This window comes from Nocardia sp. bgisy134, assembly GCF_057708325.1.
In genome coordinates this window covers 74864-92012 of the sequence record NZ_JBYIRW010000022.1, presented here as the reverse complement: position 1 = coordinate 92012, position 17149 = coordinate 74864, and the positions used below count along the sequence as shown (strand labels likewise).

Sequence of the window (17149 nt, the reverse complement as noted above, 5' to 3'; positions counted from 1 at the left end):
GGCGGACGCATCCGCCCTCCCCGCGGATGATGTGTCCGTGGGACCGTCGACAACAGCGGAAGCACCCGCGCGACCTATCGCGCGGGTGCTTCCGCTGTTGACGCCCGCGCACCTGGACCGCGATTTCGACTACCTGGTGCCCCCCGAACTCGACGAGATCGCCCAGCCCGGCGTGCGGGTGCGCGTGCGCTTCGCGGGCCGTCTCGTCGACGGCTACCTCCTCGCTCGCCTCACCCACAGCGAGCACGGCGGCAAACTCGTCAAACTCGAGCGCGTCGTCTCCGCGGAACGCGTCCTCACCCCCGAGATCCTGCACCTGGCGACCGCCATCGCCGCCCGCTACGCGGGCACCCGCGCTGACGTCCTGCGCCTGGCCATCCCTCCGCGGCATGCGCGGACGGAGAATGGGGGGACCAAGAAGACGGCTGCCGCCGATCCCTCACCGGACGAGTCGTCCACAGCCGAGGCGACGAACGATTCGCCCGCGGATCCCGCCTCCGATCCAAAACCCGTGCGGCAGAACATGCCTGGATTCGACGCGGACGGCACACCGGTACGCATCGCCGAAAACGGATCCGTACCAGACGATTCGATCTACCATCCGGACGCGGTCGTTGATACCACCGACTCGGAGCAGGCGACCGCACTCGGTGCCGCCGCGGGAGAGCTGCCGGATGCCCTCGGCGAGAACGAGTCTCGGACACCCCCCGGCGTTGCGCCCGGGATCGGTAGCGAGCGCAGCGCATCGACCGAACCGGCGCTGATGTCGACCGAACTCTTGGACGGCGACCTGACACCGAGGGATGCCGGTGTAGTCGGCGTGGCTGCGGTCCGTGCCGCGATGAAAGGCACGGCCGAGTACGGCGCCGCGAAAGCCGGTGCGGCCGAGGACGTCGCCGCCGCGAAGGTTGGTGCGGCCGAGGACGTCGCCGCCGCGAAGGTTGGTGCGGCCGAGGACGTCGCCGCCGCGAAGGTTGGTGCGGCCGAGGACGTCGCCGCCGCGAAGGTTGGTGCGACCGAGGACGTCGCCGCCGCGAGCCTGGCTACCGAGGGTGGCGACTCCGTCCCGAATGCTCTGCCCGAGAAGACATCCGAGGCGGCGGGGCGCTCGGAACAGTCCTTCGACACCGCGCCCTGGGAGCGTTACGTCCACGGTGGCGCGTTCCTCGCGGCGCTGGGCCAAGGCAAAGGCGTGCGGGCCGCGTGGCAGGCGATGCCGGGGGAAGACTGGGCGCGGCGGCTCGCCGAGCTGGCCGCGACCGTGGTCGCGGCGGGGCGCAGCGCGATCCTGATGGTGCCCGACCAGCGAGATCTGGCTCGAGTGCTGGCGGAATGCGTTCGGCTGGTGGGGGATTCGGCCGTCGGATTGACATCAGGGCTGGGGCCCGCCGCGCGGTACCGGCGCTGGCTCGCGGTGTTGCGGGGGAGCGCGCGGATCGTGGTCGGCACGCGCAGCGCCGTGTTCGCGCCCGCCGCGGATCTGGGTCTCGTCGCGATCTGGGACGACGGCGACGACACCTACGCCGAACCCCGCGCCCCTTACCCGCATGCCAGGGAGATCTCGATGTTGCGGGTGCACGAGACCGGGGCGGCGTTCGTCGCGGCCGGTTTCGCCCGCACCGCCGAGATCCAGGCGGTGGTCGATTCCGGGTGGGCGCACGACCTCGTCGCCGATCGCTCGGTACTGCGCAAGGCCGCGCCGCGGATCAGCGCTCCCGGCGACAGCGATCTGGCGATGGAGCGCGATCCGGTGGCGCGGGCCGTCCGCATCCCCGGCGTCGCGTTCGCGGCCGCGCGCGCGGCGCTGAAGGAGGGCGCCGCGGTGCTGGTGCAGGTGCCGCGCCGCGGCTATGTCCCCGCGCTGGCCTGCGCGAAGTGCCGCACGCCCGCGCGGTGCAGGCATTGCAACGGCCCGCTCGCGCTCCCGGAGAACACCCGCGGCCGCGACGAAGCCCACAGCCCGAGCTGTCGCTGGTGCGGAATCACCGAGACCGCCTTCCGCTGCCCGGCCTGCGCCTCTCGCGCCCTTCGTGCCGTGGTGATCGGCGCCGTCCGCACCGCCGAGGAACTGGGCCGCGCCTTCCCCGGGGTGCCGATCCGCGGTTCCGGCGGCGGCGCGGTGCTGGACACCGTCGAACCGGGACCGCAGGTGATCGTCTCCACCGTCGGCGCGGAACCGGTGGTGCGCGGCGGATACGGCGTCGCCCTGCTGCTGGACGGCTGGGCGCTGCTGAGTCGCGCCGATCTGCGCGCCGCCGAGGACGCGCTACGGCGCTGGATGTCGGCCGCCGCGTTGGTGCGCCCGCACGGGCAGGTCGTGGTGATGGCCGAACCGTCCCTGCCGACGGTGCAGGCGCTGGTGCGCTGGGACCCGCTCGGCCACGCCCGCGCCGAAGTCGACGCCCGCGCCGAGGTCGGTTTCCCGCCCGCGGTCCGCCTCGCCGCGGTGGACGGCGCCTCCGATGCCATCGACGAACTGCTCTCCGCCGCCGACCTCCCCGCCGACGTGGAAGTGCTCGGTCCGGTCCCGCTGCCCGCCATCGCCCGCAAACCCTTCTCCGGCGACTCCCCGGCCGAGGTCGAACGCATGCTCCTGCGCGTGCCCCGCCGTTCCGGCGCCGCCCTCTCCCGCGCGCTCACCGCCGCGCAGGCCGTCCGCAGCACCCACCGCTCCGACGCCCCGCTCCGCGTCCAGATCGACCCGATCGACATAGGCTGATCGCACGGGCCGCGTCCGAAACCTCGAACAGATGCGGTCGAAGGCGGCCGAACATCGTCGTCCGGCCACCACTCGACTCCCGCAGGATGCCCTCAGACGAAGACGGCCCGATTCCGTTCGGCCCATTCGGCGTACGTGCCCGCCGGTCGGCCGAGCACTTCCTCGATGTCCGGGCTGATCAGCAGCTCGCCGGGCGTGGGCGCGCCCAGAATCTCCAGCGTGTGGTCGGCCACCGCTTCCGGCATGAAGCGCAGCATGCCCTCGCGGGCTTGCGCGGGGGTGAGCTCGACGAAGCGAACCTCGGTTCCGAGCGCCGCGCCGAGTGCCGTGGCCTGCTCGCGCGGGGTGCTGAGCGCGGGTCCGGTCAGGGTGTAGATCCGGCCGGCGTGCCCGTCATCGCGCAGCGCCGCGGCGGCGACGGCCGCGATATCGGCCGGGTCCACCGATGGCAGTCCGACCGATCCGAACGGCGCGGCGACGACACTCTCGGCCCGCACCGATTCGGCCCACGCGTAGGTGTTGCTGAAGAAGCCGCCCGGCCGCAGGATGGTCCATTCCACGTCCGAGGCGCGAATCGCGTTCTCGTAGGCGCGAATTCGGTCGTAGCCTGCGGCTTCCGGCCGGGTCTGCGTGCCGAGCGAGGACACGAAGACCACCCGCCGCACTTCTGCGGCCGCGACGACGCCGAGGACTTCCTCCGGTTCCGGTCCCGCGATCAGTTGCTCGCCGGTGATCAGCAGGAACAGCGCCTCGGCGCCCGCGAGGGCGGGGGAGAGGCTCGCGGGATCGCCGAGATCGCCCGCGACACGGCGGACTCCTTCGGGCAGCGCGACGTCGCCGATGCCGCGCGAGACGGCCGTCACCTGGGCGCCCGCCGCCGCGAGCAGCGGTACGAGCGAGCGTCCGATATTGCCGGTCGCCCCGGTCACCACGATCATGTGCACTCCTAGTTAGTTGGCTGACTAAAACGAACGTAGCCGAGGATTCCCCGGCTGTCTATAGTCAGTTGTGTGACTAACTCAGTCGAGAAGGCGGGCAAGCGCGAGCGGCTGGTCGAGGCGGCGGTGCGCGAGTTCTACGAGCGGGGCATCGAGAAGACCACCATCGCCGACATCGCGCACACCGCCGAGGTGCCGGTGGGCAATGTGTACTACTACTTCAAGACCAAGGATCAGCTGCTCGAAGCCGCCATCGGCGCGCACGCGCGCGGGCTCGACGAGCTGATCGCAGGCTTGGATGAGCTGCCGACGCCTCGGGAGCGGCTGAAGGTGCTGATTCAGGGCTGGGTCGACGAGCGGGAGATGGCCGTCCGATACGGCTGTCCTTTCGGCTCCCTGACCGCCGAGTTGCACAAGCGTCCCGACCCGCTGGACGGGCGGGCGGCCGAGGTGATGCGGACGCTGCTGGACTGGGCCGAGCGGCAGTTCGCGGAAATCGGTCGCTCCGACGCGCGCGAGCTCGCGGTGGCGCTCATCGCCTCCTATCAGGGAATCTCCCTGCTGACCAATGCCTTTCGCGATCCGGAGCTGATGACGGCAGAAGGGAAGCGGCTCCAGGGCTGGATCGATTCGCTGTAGCGACGCGCGCGCCGGGCGCGTCCGTGCACCGCGTGGTGCCGGGCGCGCCCGAGTCGTTTCTCGGGGTGGGAATGCCGGAGAGCACCCTTGCGTTCGATGCATTGTCGATATATCGTCGATACTGTGAAACGAACACAAGAGCCCGAGGAGGCTTTCATGGAGAACATCGAGAACATGCACAACGGAGATTTCGGACGCGGCGGCCGCTGGCGCAAGCCGGGTCGGGGGGAGTTCGGCCCCGACCGTCGGCAGCATCGTCGCGGCGGCAGGCACGGCTTCGGTCCCGAGTTCGGGCCTGGCTTCGGCCCTGGCTTCGGGCCCGGCTACGGTCCGCACTTCGGACGCGGGCGCGGCCGCGGTGGCCGTGGTCGGCGCGGCGACGTGCGCGCCGCCGTGCTGCTGCTGCTCACCGAGCGGCCGATGCACGGCTACGAACTGATCCAGCAGATCCGCGAGCGCAGCGACGACATCTGGCGGCCCAGCCCCGGATCGATCTACCCCGCGCTGGCGCAGTTGGAGGACGAGGGCCTGGTGCTCATCGAGAAGGTTGCCGGGCGCAAGACCGCCAAGCTGACCGACACGGGCACCGAATACGTCACCGAGCACCGCGAGGAACTCGGCGATCCCTGGGCCGAGGTCAAGGCGGACGTCGGCGCACAGGCCATCGACCTGCGCGGTCTGGTCGGTCAGGTGATGGGCGCGGTCGCCCAGGTGGCCGCGGCGGGCACCCCCGAGCAGGCGGCGAAGGCGGCGGAGATCCTCAAGGAAACTCGTCGTTCGCTCTACCGCGTTCTCGCCGAGGATGACGCTACCGAATAGTAATGATCACGAAACAGCCCGTGGGCGTGCGATTTTCGAGCAAATGGGGTAGATCATTGTGATATGGAACAGCCAATTGGTTTGTGGGGTTGGGGTAGATCACAGTGGGGTCGCGTCGTCATGGCGTGTGCGCTGGCCGCGGGGGCGTTGGTCGGTTCGGGCGCGGGCGGTCTGACAACCGCCGCGGCCGATCCGGCCGCCATCGCCGAACCGCTCGTCGTCCGGCCGCCGGACGTGCCGACCGAGGGCGCGCCGCCGCAGCCCGACCACCTCGCCGCGGCCCGGTATCTGAAGGGCCACAAGAACGCTACGCCGATGGGCACCAACGATTTCGGCTGCCGTCCCACGGCCGCCCACCCCCGTCCGGTGGTGCTCGCGCACGGCACCGACTCCACCGCCTATTCCGATTGGTCGGCCATCGGACCCCAGCTGGTGGCGGCGGGATTCTGCGTCTTCGCGCTCAACTACGGCGGCGCGCCGGGTGCGGACACCTACGGCACCGAGGACCTGCGCGCCAGCGCCTATCAAGTCGGCCAATTCGTCGACCTCGTGCTCGACTCGACCGGCGCGGCGGAGGTGGATCTCGTCGGATTCTCCCAGGGCGCCAACGTGACGCGGTACTACACCAACAAGCTGGGCGGGGCGGCGAAGGTGGGCAACTGGGTCGGCGTGGCCTCGCCGACCTACGGCGGGGTGATGTACGGGCTGGTGCCGGTGGCGCAGGTGATTCCGGGTGCGCTGGAGGTGTTCGCCAAAGTCACCTCGACCGCGGCGGTGCAGCAGGCGCAAGGCTCGCCGATCATGCTCGAGCTCAACGCGGGCGGTGACACCGTCCCCGGTATGCGCTACGTGACCATCGGCAGCCGGGTCGACGAGATGATCCAGCCGTTCAGCAATATCGCGCTGCGCGGGGCGGGCGCGGAGAACATCGTCGTGCAGGACCTGTGTCCGGACAACCTCACCGGCCACTTCCACATGGTCTACGACCCGTTCGTGCAGGAGTTGGTGCTGCGGGCGCTCGACCCCGCGCACGCTCCCGCGCCGACCTGCGAGCCTGTCGCGCTCGGCACCGGCATCCCGCAGGTGATCATCGCGGGCAATTCCTGATCGTCGGCCGCGGCCACGCGCCGGTGGATGACGCGGGGCGGATGGGTTCGGACCCGCCGCCCCGCCGCTCGGTCGACCACCGCGCAGTGACGACTGGCGGCCTTGCGCCTTCGGTCGGTGCTGGGATTTTCGTGTCGTCGTGGCTGTGCTGCTCGGCTCGGTGAGCGGGCGACCGCATCGCCGAACTTCCTGCGGCCGTTGCAGTTTCGATCGATCGCTGAAATCGGGTGCGTGTGCCGCAGGGCGGCGAGGATCCCGGCGCGCGGGCGCGGGGTGGTCTAAGCGGCGTGTCCGATGTGCTGGGCGGAGTCACCGATGACCGCGGTGTCCGCGCCGGTCAGGGTGCGGATGAACGCCAGCTGCTCTGCGCGACCTCGTGCGGCGGCCCGTTCGAATCGTCCGGGCGCGATCCACGTCGATATCGACCGGGCGAGATTGAACGGCAGGCGCAGCAAGGGATACCACGGCGGGGTGTAGGCGGGCAGACCCAGTTTTCTCATCGCGGGCGGACCCAGGAACATGGTCGCGATCGACAGGTGCTGGGAGCGTGCGATGCGCCGGCGTAGTCCGGCGAGGTGGCGGTAGTGCCAGCCCAGTGGTTCGTCGCGCATCGGCAGCGCCAGCTGGGGCGAGGTCTCGTCGGGGTTCGTGATCGCGGTCATCGTGTGATACAGGATGCGGACGCTGTCCCGGAAGTCCTTGGGCAGGAAGCGTTCTTCCACCCCCATCACCCATCCGACATAGCGGGTGAAGTGCGCCGCGGCGTCGGCGTCGCGTGGCGTGACCAGCCACCCCATGCCCATGGCTCCCACCATGGGCGCGATCAAGGCGCCGACCAGGGTGGCTGCCATGTCGGTCTGGTTGATCGGCAGTCCCCATTCTTCGCCGCGCCAGTCCGGCAGTGCCGCGACGTGGCGGCGGACCATCGAGTGGATCATCCGCACGTGCACCGTGGAGCGATAACCGAGTCCCAGCGGCAACATGCCGTCGGCGGAGGTGACATCCATCGCCCATTGCGTCGTCTCGGCGAAACGCTTGGCAGGCCCCTTCTCCAAAGCCCCTGTGCGAAGGAGGGTTTTGTTGAATCCCGAGGCCAGGTATCCGCCGAGGAAAGACATGTCGCGCGCGACGTAGAGCCCGTCGCGGCCGCCGATACTGAACACACGTTCTGCGCGGCGGATCTTGTCCCAGTCCACCCAGTCCGGCACGGCCTCGAGGTAGTCGAAGAACTCGCGTAGCGGGCCGGGCGCCTCGGAAACCGCCGCGATCCCTTCGCGGAGTGCGCGCTCGAACAGCGGCCGAGTAGTCGTCATCCCTTCGCGATACATCCAGTCCACCAGCTCGTCCATCGGCCGGTCACCGACATTCAGCGCTTCCCCCAGCTCGCGGAACTGGACCGGGGTCGGCTTCCGCAGGCCCAGCACCCGCGTGACCAGCCCCAAACCCGGGCCGGGGACAGCCTGCGGTGCGGCCGGGTGTCGACTCGGGATCGTCGATTCCATGGTCACTCTCTCCTTCGAGGTGATGCCAGCACTTCGCGATCGGGGCGGTGCGCCGCACCCGCCGCTTCTGGCAAGATCCTCTACCAGAACTAAGTTTTTGGCAATAGTCCTTGCCAAAGAGTGGCGTAGCGAGTCCGCACTACAGCGCCACTGGGACCGCATGCTTCTCCTCCGCCCGCACCCTGACCAACGGCTGAGGCTCCGGTTCGGAAAGCAGGATCAGGCGTCACAGCTCCTGGGCGGCAAGGGAATCCACGAGGTCGTCGAGCTCCGAGACGAGATTCCGCGCGCCGCCCTCGTTGGCGAGGTTGTGCAGTTCCAGGGGGTCGTCCTGGCGGTCGTAGAGTTCGTATTCGAAGTCCGCGTGCGGGCTGGAGATGGTCTCCGGCGTGGAGTATCGGGCGAAGCTGTATCGCGAGGTGATCGCGCCGCGCAGGCAGTAGTTCACGCCCGGCGGGAGGCCGCCGCTGGATTTGGCGTCGGAGGTCAGCAGGATCGCGTCGCGAACCGTTCGGGTGGGATCGGTCAGTAGTGGTGTGAGGTCGCGGCCCGCGACGGGGCCGAGTGTCGCGGGGTTCGCTCCGGCGAGCGCGGCGAGGGTGGGCACCAGATCGATATGGGAGGTCAAGCCGTTGGCGGTCGTCCCATGTGTGCCGGGGTTGCGCGGGTCGGCGATCACCAGCGGGACGCGATTGTTCTCTCGGTAGATCATGGCGCCCTTCTGCCGGAGTCCGTGTGCGCCACCGAGTTCGCCGTGATCGGCGACCCGGACCACGACGGTGTCGGCAGCGGCGCCACTGTCGTCGAGGGCGGTCAGTACCCTGTCGATGAGATCGTCGGTGCGGTGCAGCAGTTCGAGGTACCAGTTGCCCCACTGTCGCCACTGCCGCTCGCCCAGCGGGGAGGTCACGGTGTCGGGCATCGCGCCGCCGACCACGGAATTGGCGGTGCGCCAAGCGGTTTGCACCCGTGGTTTGGACGACAGGTCGGATTCGAAGTTCGGCGGGACGTCGGCGCCGTGGTCGGGGACGTCTTCGAGCCGGTAGAAGCGGGGGCAGAACATCATGTCGTGCGGATTGACCATGCTGACCACGCACAGCCACGGCTCGGAGTCGGCGCCGCGGCGACGCAGCCATTCCGTCGCGTGATCGATGACGCCGGGGTCCTCGTGGAGACCCTCGTTCGGTCCGCCGCCGGACAGGATGTCGAGCGCCTCGTCGAACCCGTACGGCGACAGCGCCGTGATCCCTGGGCCGACCGGGTCGGACAGATGCCACTTGCCGATGTAGGCGGTGCGATACCCGGCCTGGCGCAGGACCGTACCGAGCGTAGGGACGGTGGTGTCGAGATCGGGGCTGAATGCCTGCATCGCGCCGAGCAGCGCCCCCATCGGCTCACTGCCGCGCACGTTGTCGAGCATGCCGGTGACCGGCGCCTGTCGCCCGGTGAAGAACGTCGACCGGGCGGGCGAGCACGGAGCGGTCGGTGTGTGGTGCATGGTGAAACGCACTCCCGCCGCTGCGATCCGGGCGCGGGCGGGCAGCGTGAACCCCGATGGCAGAGTGACATCCGCGCGTTCCTGGTCGGTCATGACGACCAGAATGTTCGGCCGCCGGGACCTGGGTGCCGCGCCCGCGCTCGGGGCTGCGGAGGCCAGGACGGGCAGCGCCGGAACGGCCGCCATCATGGCCAGCACCTCGCGACGGCCGAGTTTCGGTTCTTCGGGCATGTGTGACGAAACCTCTCCTCATCGGCCATGTGACTGACGGTATCGTCATATACGAACGAAGTGTCAGTCAAGAGCGCGCGTCGAAATCCCGAATGTGCGCGCCGACAGCCGAGACGAACGTGAGGGGAATCGCTCGAATCTGTTGGCGCAGCTCATCGGTCGGCCAGCATCGTCATTCGATACAGGGTGGGGAAGCTCTACCGCGGCGTAGCCCGCCGCCCGGTCGAGCTGTACTTGCGGGCCGCGCTGAGGACGTCTGGGAGGTGCGTCAGGGGAGATGCATCAGCTGCCGGGCCAGGCCGAACAGGCGGCTGCCGAGCCTGATGACGGGAAGCCCCAGCGGAATCAGGAGGATCGTCGCGCACAACACCGCGCCGAGGAGCCACACCACGGCCGCGAGCAATCCGACTACCGTGCCGAGCACGGCCGTCACGAGTCCCACCACGAAGTTGAGCAGGCCAGTTAGCGCTCGCATGACGACCTTTCTGTGTCCATTCTGCGCTCTTTCCCGGCGATGCGCATCTACCCGCACCTGCGAGGAAAGCCGCCGGAGTTCGGCGAGAACCATGTGGCGCGGGAGGTCACGAGCGTCGCGGGGCTACCAGGCCGGATTCGTAGGCGAGAACGACGAGTTGGGCCCGGTCGCGGGCGGCGAGCTTGGTCATGGCCCGGTTGACATGGGTTTTCGCGGTCAGTGGGCTGATCACCATGCGGTCGGCGATCTCCTCGTTGGACAAGCCCTGCGCGACCAGCGTCACGGCCTCGCGTTCGCGGTTGGTCAGTTCTTCCAACGCTTTGCCGACGGCGCCGGCGAACGGCTGGGTGACGTACCGGTCGATCAGCCTGCGAGTGATCGACGGTGCGAGCAGCGCGTCGCCGCGGGCGGCGACGCGGACGGAGTGCAGGAAGTCTTCCGGCTCGATGTCCTTGACGAGGAATCCGGCCGCGCCCGCGCGCAATGCGTGGAAGACGTACTCGTCCAAGCCGTAGTTCGTCAGGATGACGACGTGCACGCAGGCCAGGCGCGGGTCCGCGGCGATGCGGCGGGTCGTCTCGATGCCGTCGAGGCCGGGCATTTGGATGTCGATGAGCGCGATGTCGGGAAGGTGTTCCCTGGCCAGCGCCAAACCCTCGGCGCCGTCGGCGGCCTCGGCCACCACCTCGATGTCGTCCTCGAGGTCGAGCAACGCGCGGAATCCGCTGCGGATGAGCGGCTGATCGTCGACCAGCAGCACGCGGATCACAGCGTCCGCTCCACAGGAAGTTCGGCTCGGACCGAGAAGCCGCCCGCGCCGCGCGGAGCCGCCCGCAGCCGACCGCCCAGCGCGGTGACGCGTTCGTGCATCCCCAGCAATCCGACGCCGTGCGGCGGCGCGGTGTCCGATGTCGCCGTGCCGTCGTCGTCGACTCGCACGACCACAGTGTCGGGGCGGTAATCGATTCGGACCGACGCGTTGGAGGCGGCGGCGTGCCGGGTGATGTTGGTCAGCGACTCCTGAACGATCCGATACACGGTCCGGTCCACCGCGGCCGGGAGATCCTGGCGTTCCCCTTCGATCGTCAGCGTCGCGTCGAGGCCGGTCGTCCGGGCCCGTTCCACCAGATCCGGGAGGTGATCGAGCCCCTGCGGCGGGCTCTTGCCGTCGTCTCGCAGCGCCTCGAGCGTCGCTCGCAGTTCCCTGGCCGCTTCCCGGCCTGCCTCCCGGATCGCGAGCAGGGCCTCGGGTACCTCTTCGCCCCGTTTGCGAGCGACGTGGACGGCGGCCTCGGACTGCACCTTGATGACCGAGATCTGGTGGGTGAGCGAATCGTGCAGCTCCCTGGCGATGTGCAGGCGCTCCTCGTCGGCGCGGCGCCGCGCGGTCTCCTCCCTGGTGCGCTCGGCTTCGTCCGCCCGCCGCTCCGCTTGCCGCAGCGCTTCGCCCGCGGCGCCCGCCGCGATCAACCAGGCCAGCTCGAGGGCATCCCTGGCTCGCGCGAACGCCTCACCTGTATCGTGCAGCGAGGCCAGCGCGGCGAGCGGGAGAGCGGCCAGCAGGGTCACCGACGCCGCCACCGTGATCGTCCGGTACCCCGCCCGCACCGCGGCGTACACCGCGAACAAGAACGCGACGGCGGGCACGTCGAAACCGACGGCTTGGTAACCCAGCGCGCACAACCCGGTCACGATGAGCACGGCGACCGGAGCCCGGCGGCGGGCGGCCAGCGCCAGTCCGCCGCTCGTCAACAAGGTGTAGCCCAGCGGGTCGAGATCCGTGGGGGAGTGCTGTTTGGACAGCCCGGTGACCAACAGGATCGCCGCCACGCCGACGGCGATCGCCCAGTCTCCGATCCATCGGCTGCTCATGCGTGCACCCTAGCCGGATATTCGCGCGGGCGACTCCGGCACACGGAGGATCAATCGTCTGCTGCGTACGCAGTACTTTCGCGGCTGCTACCGCGTCCGCGGCAGTCGGCTACCGCCGCTGTGACAGCGCGAATTGCCCACGCCCGCACGATGATCGGCGACGGCTCGGCCGGAGATGATCGAACGACATTCAGCCGAACGACCAAGGAGAACCTCGTGTCCCTCCCTCACTTGCCCGCCGCCGCGGCGGTCGCCCTGCGCGAAGGCTTCGCGCTGGCCACACCGGCGACCTCGCACCTCTCGGTTCAGTCGGCCGCCGGTTTCGGCGACCTGAGCGCTGGGCGACTCGGCGCCATCGTGGCCGCGCTGGCGGGATTGACCGGCGTGGTCGTCGGTGGGATGGTCCTGGCTCGCCGGGCGGGCCGTCTCGGCGCGAGCAACGGGAGGCTCGGGGCAGGCGTCGCGCTGGTGGCGGGACTGATCGGCGTGGGCCTCGGCGGGGTGGTGGTGGCCACGTCCGACGGGGGGATCGGCACCGGCAACGGTTTGGGCGGCGCCATCGTGGCGCTGGTGGTGGGTCTGATCGCGACCGTCCTCGGTGGGGTGGGTCTGGCCCGTGCCCGCCGCGCGGACTGACACGAGTGAAAACAGTGTGGTCTGCGCAAGACTCGCCGAGTTCTTCGATGCCAACGAGGCGGGCACCCGAAATCGGGTGCCCGCCTCGTGATTCCGCGATCGGTTTCGCTAGGCGGCCGCGGCGGTTGCGAGCTGCCGCTCCGCCCGGGCCGGCCAGTGGCGGTGTTCGGCGTCGATGACGTAGGCGTGGGTGTGCCGGTAGAAACGGTCGTCCACGCGCACGGCATCGGCCAGCAGGGCCGGGTCGATGGTGCCGACCTCGTGCAGGTGGGTCAGCTCCTCCGGGTCGTGGCGCGGCCACATCCGCACCGCCACGGTGATTCCCGTCGCGGCGAGGACGGCCAGCGTCAGCCAGGTGGTGGTGAAACCGGCGGCGGTCGTCAGCCACCCGGCGATCGGGTAGGTGACCAACCAGGCCAGGTGCGACAGCGAGAACTGGGCCGCGAAGAGCGCGGGCCGATCGGCGGGTCGCGACGAGCGCCGCAGCACCTGACCGGTCGGGGTGAGCACCGCCGCGGTGCCCGCGCCCACGGTGGCCCACACCGCGATCGCGGCGCCCCACCGCCAGTCGCCCGCGTTCGCCAGCGACAGGGCGATGGCCGAGCCGAGTCCGGTGATCAGCGCGGCCGCGCCCGTCAGCATCACCGGCCGCGCGCCGACGCGATCGAGGACCCGGGGCAGCGAGAGTGCGACGAGCATGGTGCCGAACCCGTTGGCCGCCAACAGCAGCGCCACTCCGGACTGGGTGCCGCCGAGGGTGTCGCGCACGTAGTTGACCGTGTTGACCATGATCACCGATCCGGCGGCGGCGACCACGAGGTTCATCCCGAGCAGGCCGCGCAGCCGCGGCGTCGCGGCGAAGATCCGCATGCCCACCGTGATCCGCTCCCGGAAGGAGCCCTCGGTGGCGGCGGTCGCGTTCGGGATGCGGGTCGCGATCACCAGGGCCGCCGAGACGGCGAACCCGATGGCGGTACCGACGAACAGCAAGTGGAAGCTGATCACGGCCAGCGCCGCCGCGGCCAGCATCGGGCTGAGCAAGGTTTCCATGGTGGCGGCCAGCTGTGCGGCCGACAGCGCCCTGGTGTATTCGCGTTCGTCGGGCAGGATGTCGGGGATGATCGCCTGATAGGTCGGGGTGAAGGCGGCCGAGGCGGTTTGCAGCAGGGCGATCAGTACGTAGATCTGCCAGATCTGGTCGATGAACGGCAGTGCCAGCACCACCGCCGCGCGAACGACGTTGAGCCCGACCAGGAACGATCGGCGCGGGAATCGATCGGCGTAGGCGGCCACGATGGGCGCGACCGTCACGTAGACCACCATCTTGATCGTCAGCGCGGTGCCGAGAACGGCGGCCGCGTCGGCCCCGGCGAGCTCGTAGGCGAGCAGTCCGAGAGCGACGGTGGTCAGTCCGGTGCCGAACAGCGCCGACACCTGGGCGGTGAACAGTCGCAGGTAATCGTGGTTGCCGAACAGTGCGGTGATCATGGGCGTGGAACGCATCGGAAAACACTTCCTCTGGGATGAGTCGGGGTGGATCACGCGTGCTTCGACAGCAGCACTCGCACATCTCGGTCCCTCTCCGACAGCTGGTGAGCGGGCGGAATCCACGCTCGCCCAACGGCTTTCGGCGCTAGTTGGTGGTGTGCAGGGTGAAGGCGGCGGTGCGGACGACGTCGCCGTGCTGGAAATCCAGGAAGAGGCGGTAGGTTCCGGGGCCGGGCACGGCGGTGTGGAAGGTGATGTCCGGGCCGGGTGCGGTCACGCCGTCGCCGGGCTCGCCGTTCGGGTGGACGTGGACATAGGCCAGATCGCCCGCCCGCAGGATCACCAGATGCCCGTAGGCGGCCAGATAGGGCTGCAGGTCGGTGACCGGCTGCCCGTCTTTGCGAACGGTCAGCGTGAGCAGTTGTCCCGTGCCCGGCACCAGATCGCCGTCGAGGGTCACCTCGTATCCGTCCACGGTCGCGGTGCGCGCGGCGGCAGGCGTCGGCCGCGGTTCGTAGGCGCCCGCCACGGCGAGATCCGCACCGAGGGTGATCGTCTTGCCGAGGGCGTGCGGGGCGATATCGGTGAAGACGCGGTACGCGCCCGCTTCCGGGAGATTCAGCGTCACGGCCCAGGTGCCGTCCACGTCGAGTTCGGGATGGACGTGCCAGAACCCGGTCAGCTCGCGCCGCGCCACGATCAGATGCAGATCGCGGTCGTGGATGGCGTCGTAGCGGGTGACCGGCGCGCCGTCGGGGCCGAGGATCCGGAAACGGAAGTCGACCTCGCCCGTTCCGATGATCGGCTCCGCGAGCGCCAGCGTGTAGCCGTCCTGGGTGATCTGGAGACCGCCCGGCAATCCGCCGCCCGCGGCGTGGTCGTCATGCCCGGCGTGGGCTCCGTGCTGAGCAGCGGCATGCCCGGCGTGACCGGCATGTGCGGCGTGAGCCGCGTGCTGGGCGTGGTCGCCGTGCCCGGCGTGCGCTGTGTGCTGAGTGTGGTCTCCGTGCCCGGCGTGAGCCGCGGTGTGGTCGCCATGTCCGGCATGGGCCGTGTGCCCGGTGTGAGCCCCGTGCGCGCCCTCGTGATTGGTGTGAGTCTGCGTGGTCATCGCTCCGGCCTTTCCGATCTTGTCGTTTCGTCGCGATCGAAAATGTAATACCCCCTGGGGGTATGTTGCAACCCACGTGTGACGCACTTCGCACACGGCCCTGCCGATGTCTCTCTGCCCGCTATCGGATTTCGATGGTCAGGACGCGTCGTATGAGATGGCGACGTCCAGCACCCAGGTGACGCCGAACCGATCCCGCAGCATCCCGTACAAGGGCGCCCATGCAATTGGTGGGCCCGCCGATCACAGTCGCAGGGGAAGAGGCCAGGATGTGTCCGCTTCTCCGGGGATAGTGGATTCATGCCGAAAACCTCAGCGCGATTGCTGGCGCTGCTGTCGCTCTTGCAGGCGCGTCGGGATTGGCCAGGGGTGCTGCTGGCCGAACGATTGGACGTCAGCCCGCGGACCGTGCGGCGCGATATCGATCGACTGCGCGAGCTCGGTTACTCGATCGCCGCCGTCAAAGGCCCCGAGGGCGGGTACCGCCTCGATCCCGGTTCCGAGTTGCCGCCCTTGCTGTTCGACGACGAGCAGGCCGTCGCGCTCGCCGTCGCGCTCCAGCTCGCCGTCGCGTCGGGTGCGGGCGTCGCGGAAGCCGCGATGCGCGCGCTGACCACGGTCCGGCAGGTCATGCCTGCGCGGCTGCGGCGCCGCATCGACGCCCTGCGGATCACCGCCGTCGGCGCGAGCCCGCCCGCACCGCCCGTCGACACTCGCGTGCTCACGGCGCTCAGCGCCGCCATCCACGCCCGCGAAGTGCTGCGCTTCGATTACACGACGACAAGCCGGGCGGCGACGTCGGCCGACACCTGCGCTCCACCGCGCCGGACGCAACCGCACCACCTGGTTGCCAGGAGCGGCCACTGGTACCTCATCGCGTGGGATCTCGACCGCGACGACTGGCGAATCTTCCGCGTCGACCGCATCACCCCGCGCATCCCGACCGGGCCGCGCTTCTCTCCGCGTGAACTGCCCGGACAGGATGTCGCCCAATTCGTGGCAGGCCGGTTCCGCGGCTCGCATACCTCCGGCGATTGGCCGTGCCGCGGGGAGGCGATCCTCGACCTCCCCGCCGCGGCGGTCGCTCCCTTCGCCGCCGACGGAGTCGTCGAGGAACTCGGCCCCGACCGTTGCCGGCTCGTTCTCGGTTCCTGGTCCTGGCCGAGCCTGGCGGCCGCCCTCGGCGCATTCGACGCGGACATCGACATCGTCGGCCCGCGAGAACTCCGAGAGGCCTGCGCGCGGCTGGCCCGCCGCTACGGCGACGCCGTTCGCGAGGATGCGCCGCAGTGAGGACCGCGGAAGTCCGCCGGTCGTTCACCGTCGTCGACCACCCGTGCGAACCAGGATCCGGGGCGAGATGATTGATCGGCGAGCGGGCGGGTAGTTCGGCGGTGTCGGAATCTCGAAGATTCGGGACGCTCCGGTGCGACGACCGGGGCGTCGGAGTTCGCGGACGGTGAGGACGACGGGCCATGGCTGAATTGACCGAAGGCGTCTATCGAATCGTCAATGTCGGCACCGGTTGTGTACTGGCGCTCGACAGCGACGATCAGGTCAGAGTGGTGGGCGAGCCGAGTGTCGAGGACGGCTGGCAGCACTGGCTGTTGTCGAGTGCGCCGGAATTCGGCGAAGGGATATGGTTCATCGCCAGCGGCCGCACCGGCAGCCGGCTCGGCCTCGGCGACGGTCTGGTGACCGAAGGAGCCCATGTCGAGTGCAGCGGGACGCCGCTGGGATGGCAGATCGCGTCCGACGAAGCCCACACCGACCGCTATCGCATCGCCGTCTGGGCCGCAGGCGGATTCGTCCTCGCCGTACCCGGCCACGAATGCGGTCGTGCGGAGCAGATCGCGTTGACGCAGTACGCGCCCGACAGCGATACCCAGCAGTGGCAATTCCAGTGGCCGTGATCGAGCCTGCCGCACACGCGAACAGCCGCCGATCTCCGGAGTCTCCGTGAGGAATCGCTGATCGCGTCCAGAAATACGGGGTCGGATGCGGCCATGACTGCTGTTTCCAGGCGGCCGGGCGGGGGTGTGCACACCCCGCCCGGTCCGCAATGGAGTTCTACCAGGTCGGGGGGCTCGCGTTGGGGAGATCGGGGTGATCGA

15 protein-coding genes are annotated in these 17149 nt (G+C 69.7%); 7 read left to right on the top strand and 8 right to left on the bottom strand.

Going from position 1 to position 17149, the window contains the following annotated elements:
* Positions 1–37 precede the first annotated feature (37 nt).
* On the top strand, positions 38–2719 hold the full coding sequence (locus AC3ERS_RS30995) for a primosomal protein N' (RefSeq protein ID WP_431971670.1): 2682 nt from the start codon (positions 38–40) through the stop codon (positions 2717–2719).
* A gap of 92 nt (positions 2720–2811) precedes the next feature.
* On the opposite strand, the gene AC3ERS_RS30990 is transcribed toward AC3ERS_RS30995, so the two are convergent.
* The gene (locus AC3ERS_RS30990) at positions 2812–3657 is read right to left on the bottom strand and encodes an NAD(P)H-binding protein (protein ID WP_431971669.1); all 846 of its coding nucleotides are present in this window, start codon (positions 3655–3657) and stop codon (positions 2812–2814) included.
* 72 nt (positions 3658–3729) lie between these two features.
* Here AC3ERS_RS30990 and AC3ERS_RS30985 point away from each other — a divergent pair, with 72 nt between their 5' ends.
* The 3 genes from AC3ERS_RS30985 to AC3ERS_RS30975 all read left to right on the top strand — a co-directional run bounded on the left by AC3ERS_RS30985 (position 3730) and on the right by AC3ERS_RS30975 (position 6222).
* Positions 3730–4296, top strand: a complete 567-nt coding sequence (locus AC3ERS_RS30985; RefSeq protein ID WP_431971668.1) for a TetR/AcrR family transcriptional regulator — start codon at positions 3730–3732, stop codon at positions 4294–4296.
* 156 nt (positions 4297–4452) lie between these two features.
* Positions 4453–5115 (top strand): PadR family transcriptional regulator, encoded by a 663-nt coding sequence (locus AC3ERS_RS30980; RefSeq protein ID WP_431971722.1) that lies wholly within the window; start codon positions 4453–4455, stop codon positions 5113–5115.
* Positions 5116–5235: 120 nt separating this feature from the next.
* Complete coding sequence (locus tag AC3ERS_RS30975) at positions 5236–6222, top strand: esterase/lipase family protein (protein WP_431971721.1); 987 nt, start codon at positions 5236–5238, stop codon at positions 6220–6222.
* 278 nt (positions 6223–6500) lie between these two features.
* On the opposite strand, the gene AC3ERS_RS30970 is transcribed toward AC3ERS_RS30975, so the two are convergent.
* The 5 genes from AC3ERS_RS30970 to AC3ERS_RS30950 all read right to left on the bottom strand — a co-directional run bounded on the left by AC3ERS_RS30970 (position 6501) and on the right by AC3ERS_RS30950 (position 11800).
* Positions 6501–7724: an oxygenase MpaB family protein gene (locus tag AC3ERS_RS30970; protein WP_431971667.1), complete on the bottom strand. Its 1224-nt coding sequence runs from the start codon at positions 7722–7724 to the stop codon at positions 6501–6503.
* Positions 7725–7950: 226 nt separating this feature from the next.
* Positions 7951–9453 (bottom strand): sulfatase family protein, encoded by a 1503-nt coding sequence (locus AC3ERS_RS30965; RefSeq protein WP_431971666.1) that lies wholly within the window; start codon positions 9451–9453, stop codon positions 7951–7953.
* A gap of 268 nt (positions 9454–9721) precedes the next feature.
* Complete coding sequence (locus AC3ERS_RS30960) at positions 9722–9928, bottom strand: hypothetical protein (RefSeq protein WP_431971665.1); 207 nt, start codon at positions 9926–9928, stop codon at positions 9722–9724.
* A gap of 106 nt (positions 9929–10034) precedes the next feature.
* Positions 10035–10697, bottom strand: a complete 663-nt coding sequence (locus tag AC3ERS_RS30955; protein ID WP_431971664.1) for a response regulator — start codon at positions 10695–10697, stop codon at positions 10035–10037.
* Positions 10694–11800, bottom strand: a complete 1107-nt coding sequence (locus tag AC3ERS_RS30950) for a sensor histidine kinase (RefSeq protein ID WP_431971663.1) — start codon at positions 11798–11800, stop codon at positions 10694–10696. Before AC3ERS_RS30950 ends, AC3ERS_RS30955 begins: the two co-directional genes overlap by 4 nt.
* Positions 11801–12016: 216 nt before the next feature.
* On the opposite strand from AC3ERS_RS30950, the gene AC3ERS_RS30945 reads away from it, so the two are divergent.
* Complete coding sequence (locus AC3ERS_RS30945) at positions 12017–12436, top strand: DUF6223 family protein (protein ID WP_431971662.1); 420 nt, start codon at positions 12017–12019, stop codon at positions 12434–12436.
* A gap of 108 nt (positions 12437–12544) precedes the next feature.
* Here AC3ERS_RS30945 and AC3ERS_RS30940 read toward each other — a convergent pair whose 3' ends face one another.
* The gene (locus AC3ERS_RS30940) at positions 12545–13924 is read right to left on the bottom strand and encodes an MFS transporter (protein ID WP_431971720.1); all 1380 of its coding nucleotides are present in this window, start codon (positions 13922–13924) and stop codon (positions 12545–12547) included.
* Positions 13925–14069: 145 nt separating this feature from the next.
* Positions 14070–15035 (bottom strand): hypothetical protein, encoded by a 966-nt coding sequence (locus AC3ERS_RS30935; RefSeq protein WP_431971661.1) that lies wholly within the window; start codon positions 15033–15035, stop codon positions 14070–14072.
* Between the two features lie 300 nt (positions 15036–15335).
* Between AC3ERS_RS30935 and AC3ERS_RS30930 the strand changes: the two genes are divergently transcribed.
* Both AC3ERS_RS30930 and AC3ERS_RS30925 read left to right on the top strand, forming a co-directional pair.
* Positions 15336–16328 carry a helix-turn-helix transcriptional regulator gene (locus AC3ERS_RS30930; protein ID WP_431971660.1) on the top strand — a complete coding sequence of 331 codons (993 nt, stop codon included), beginning with the start codon at positions 15336–15338 and terminating at the stop codon, positions 16326–16328.
* 182 nt (positions 16329–16510) lie between these two features.
* Complete coding sequence (locus AC3ERS_RS30925) at positions 16511–16948, top strand: RICIN domain-containing protein (protein WP_431971659.1); 438 nt, start codon at positions 16511–16513, stop codon at positions 16946–16948.
* Positions 16949–17149 lie beyond the last annotated feature (201 nt).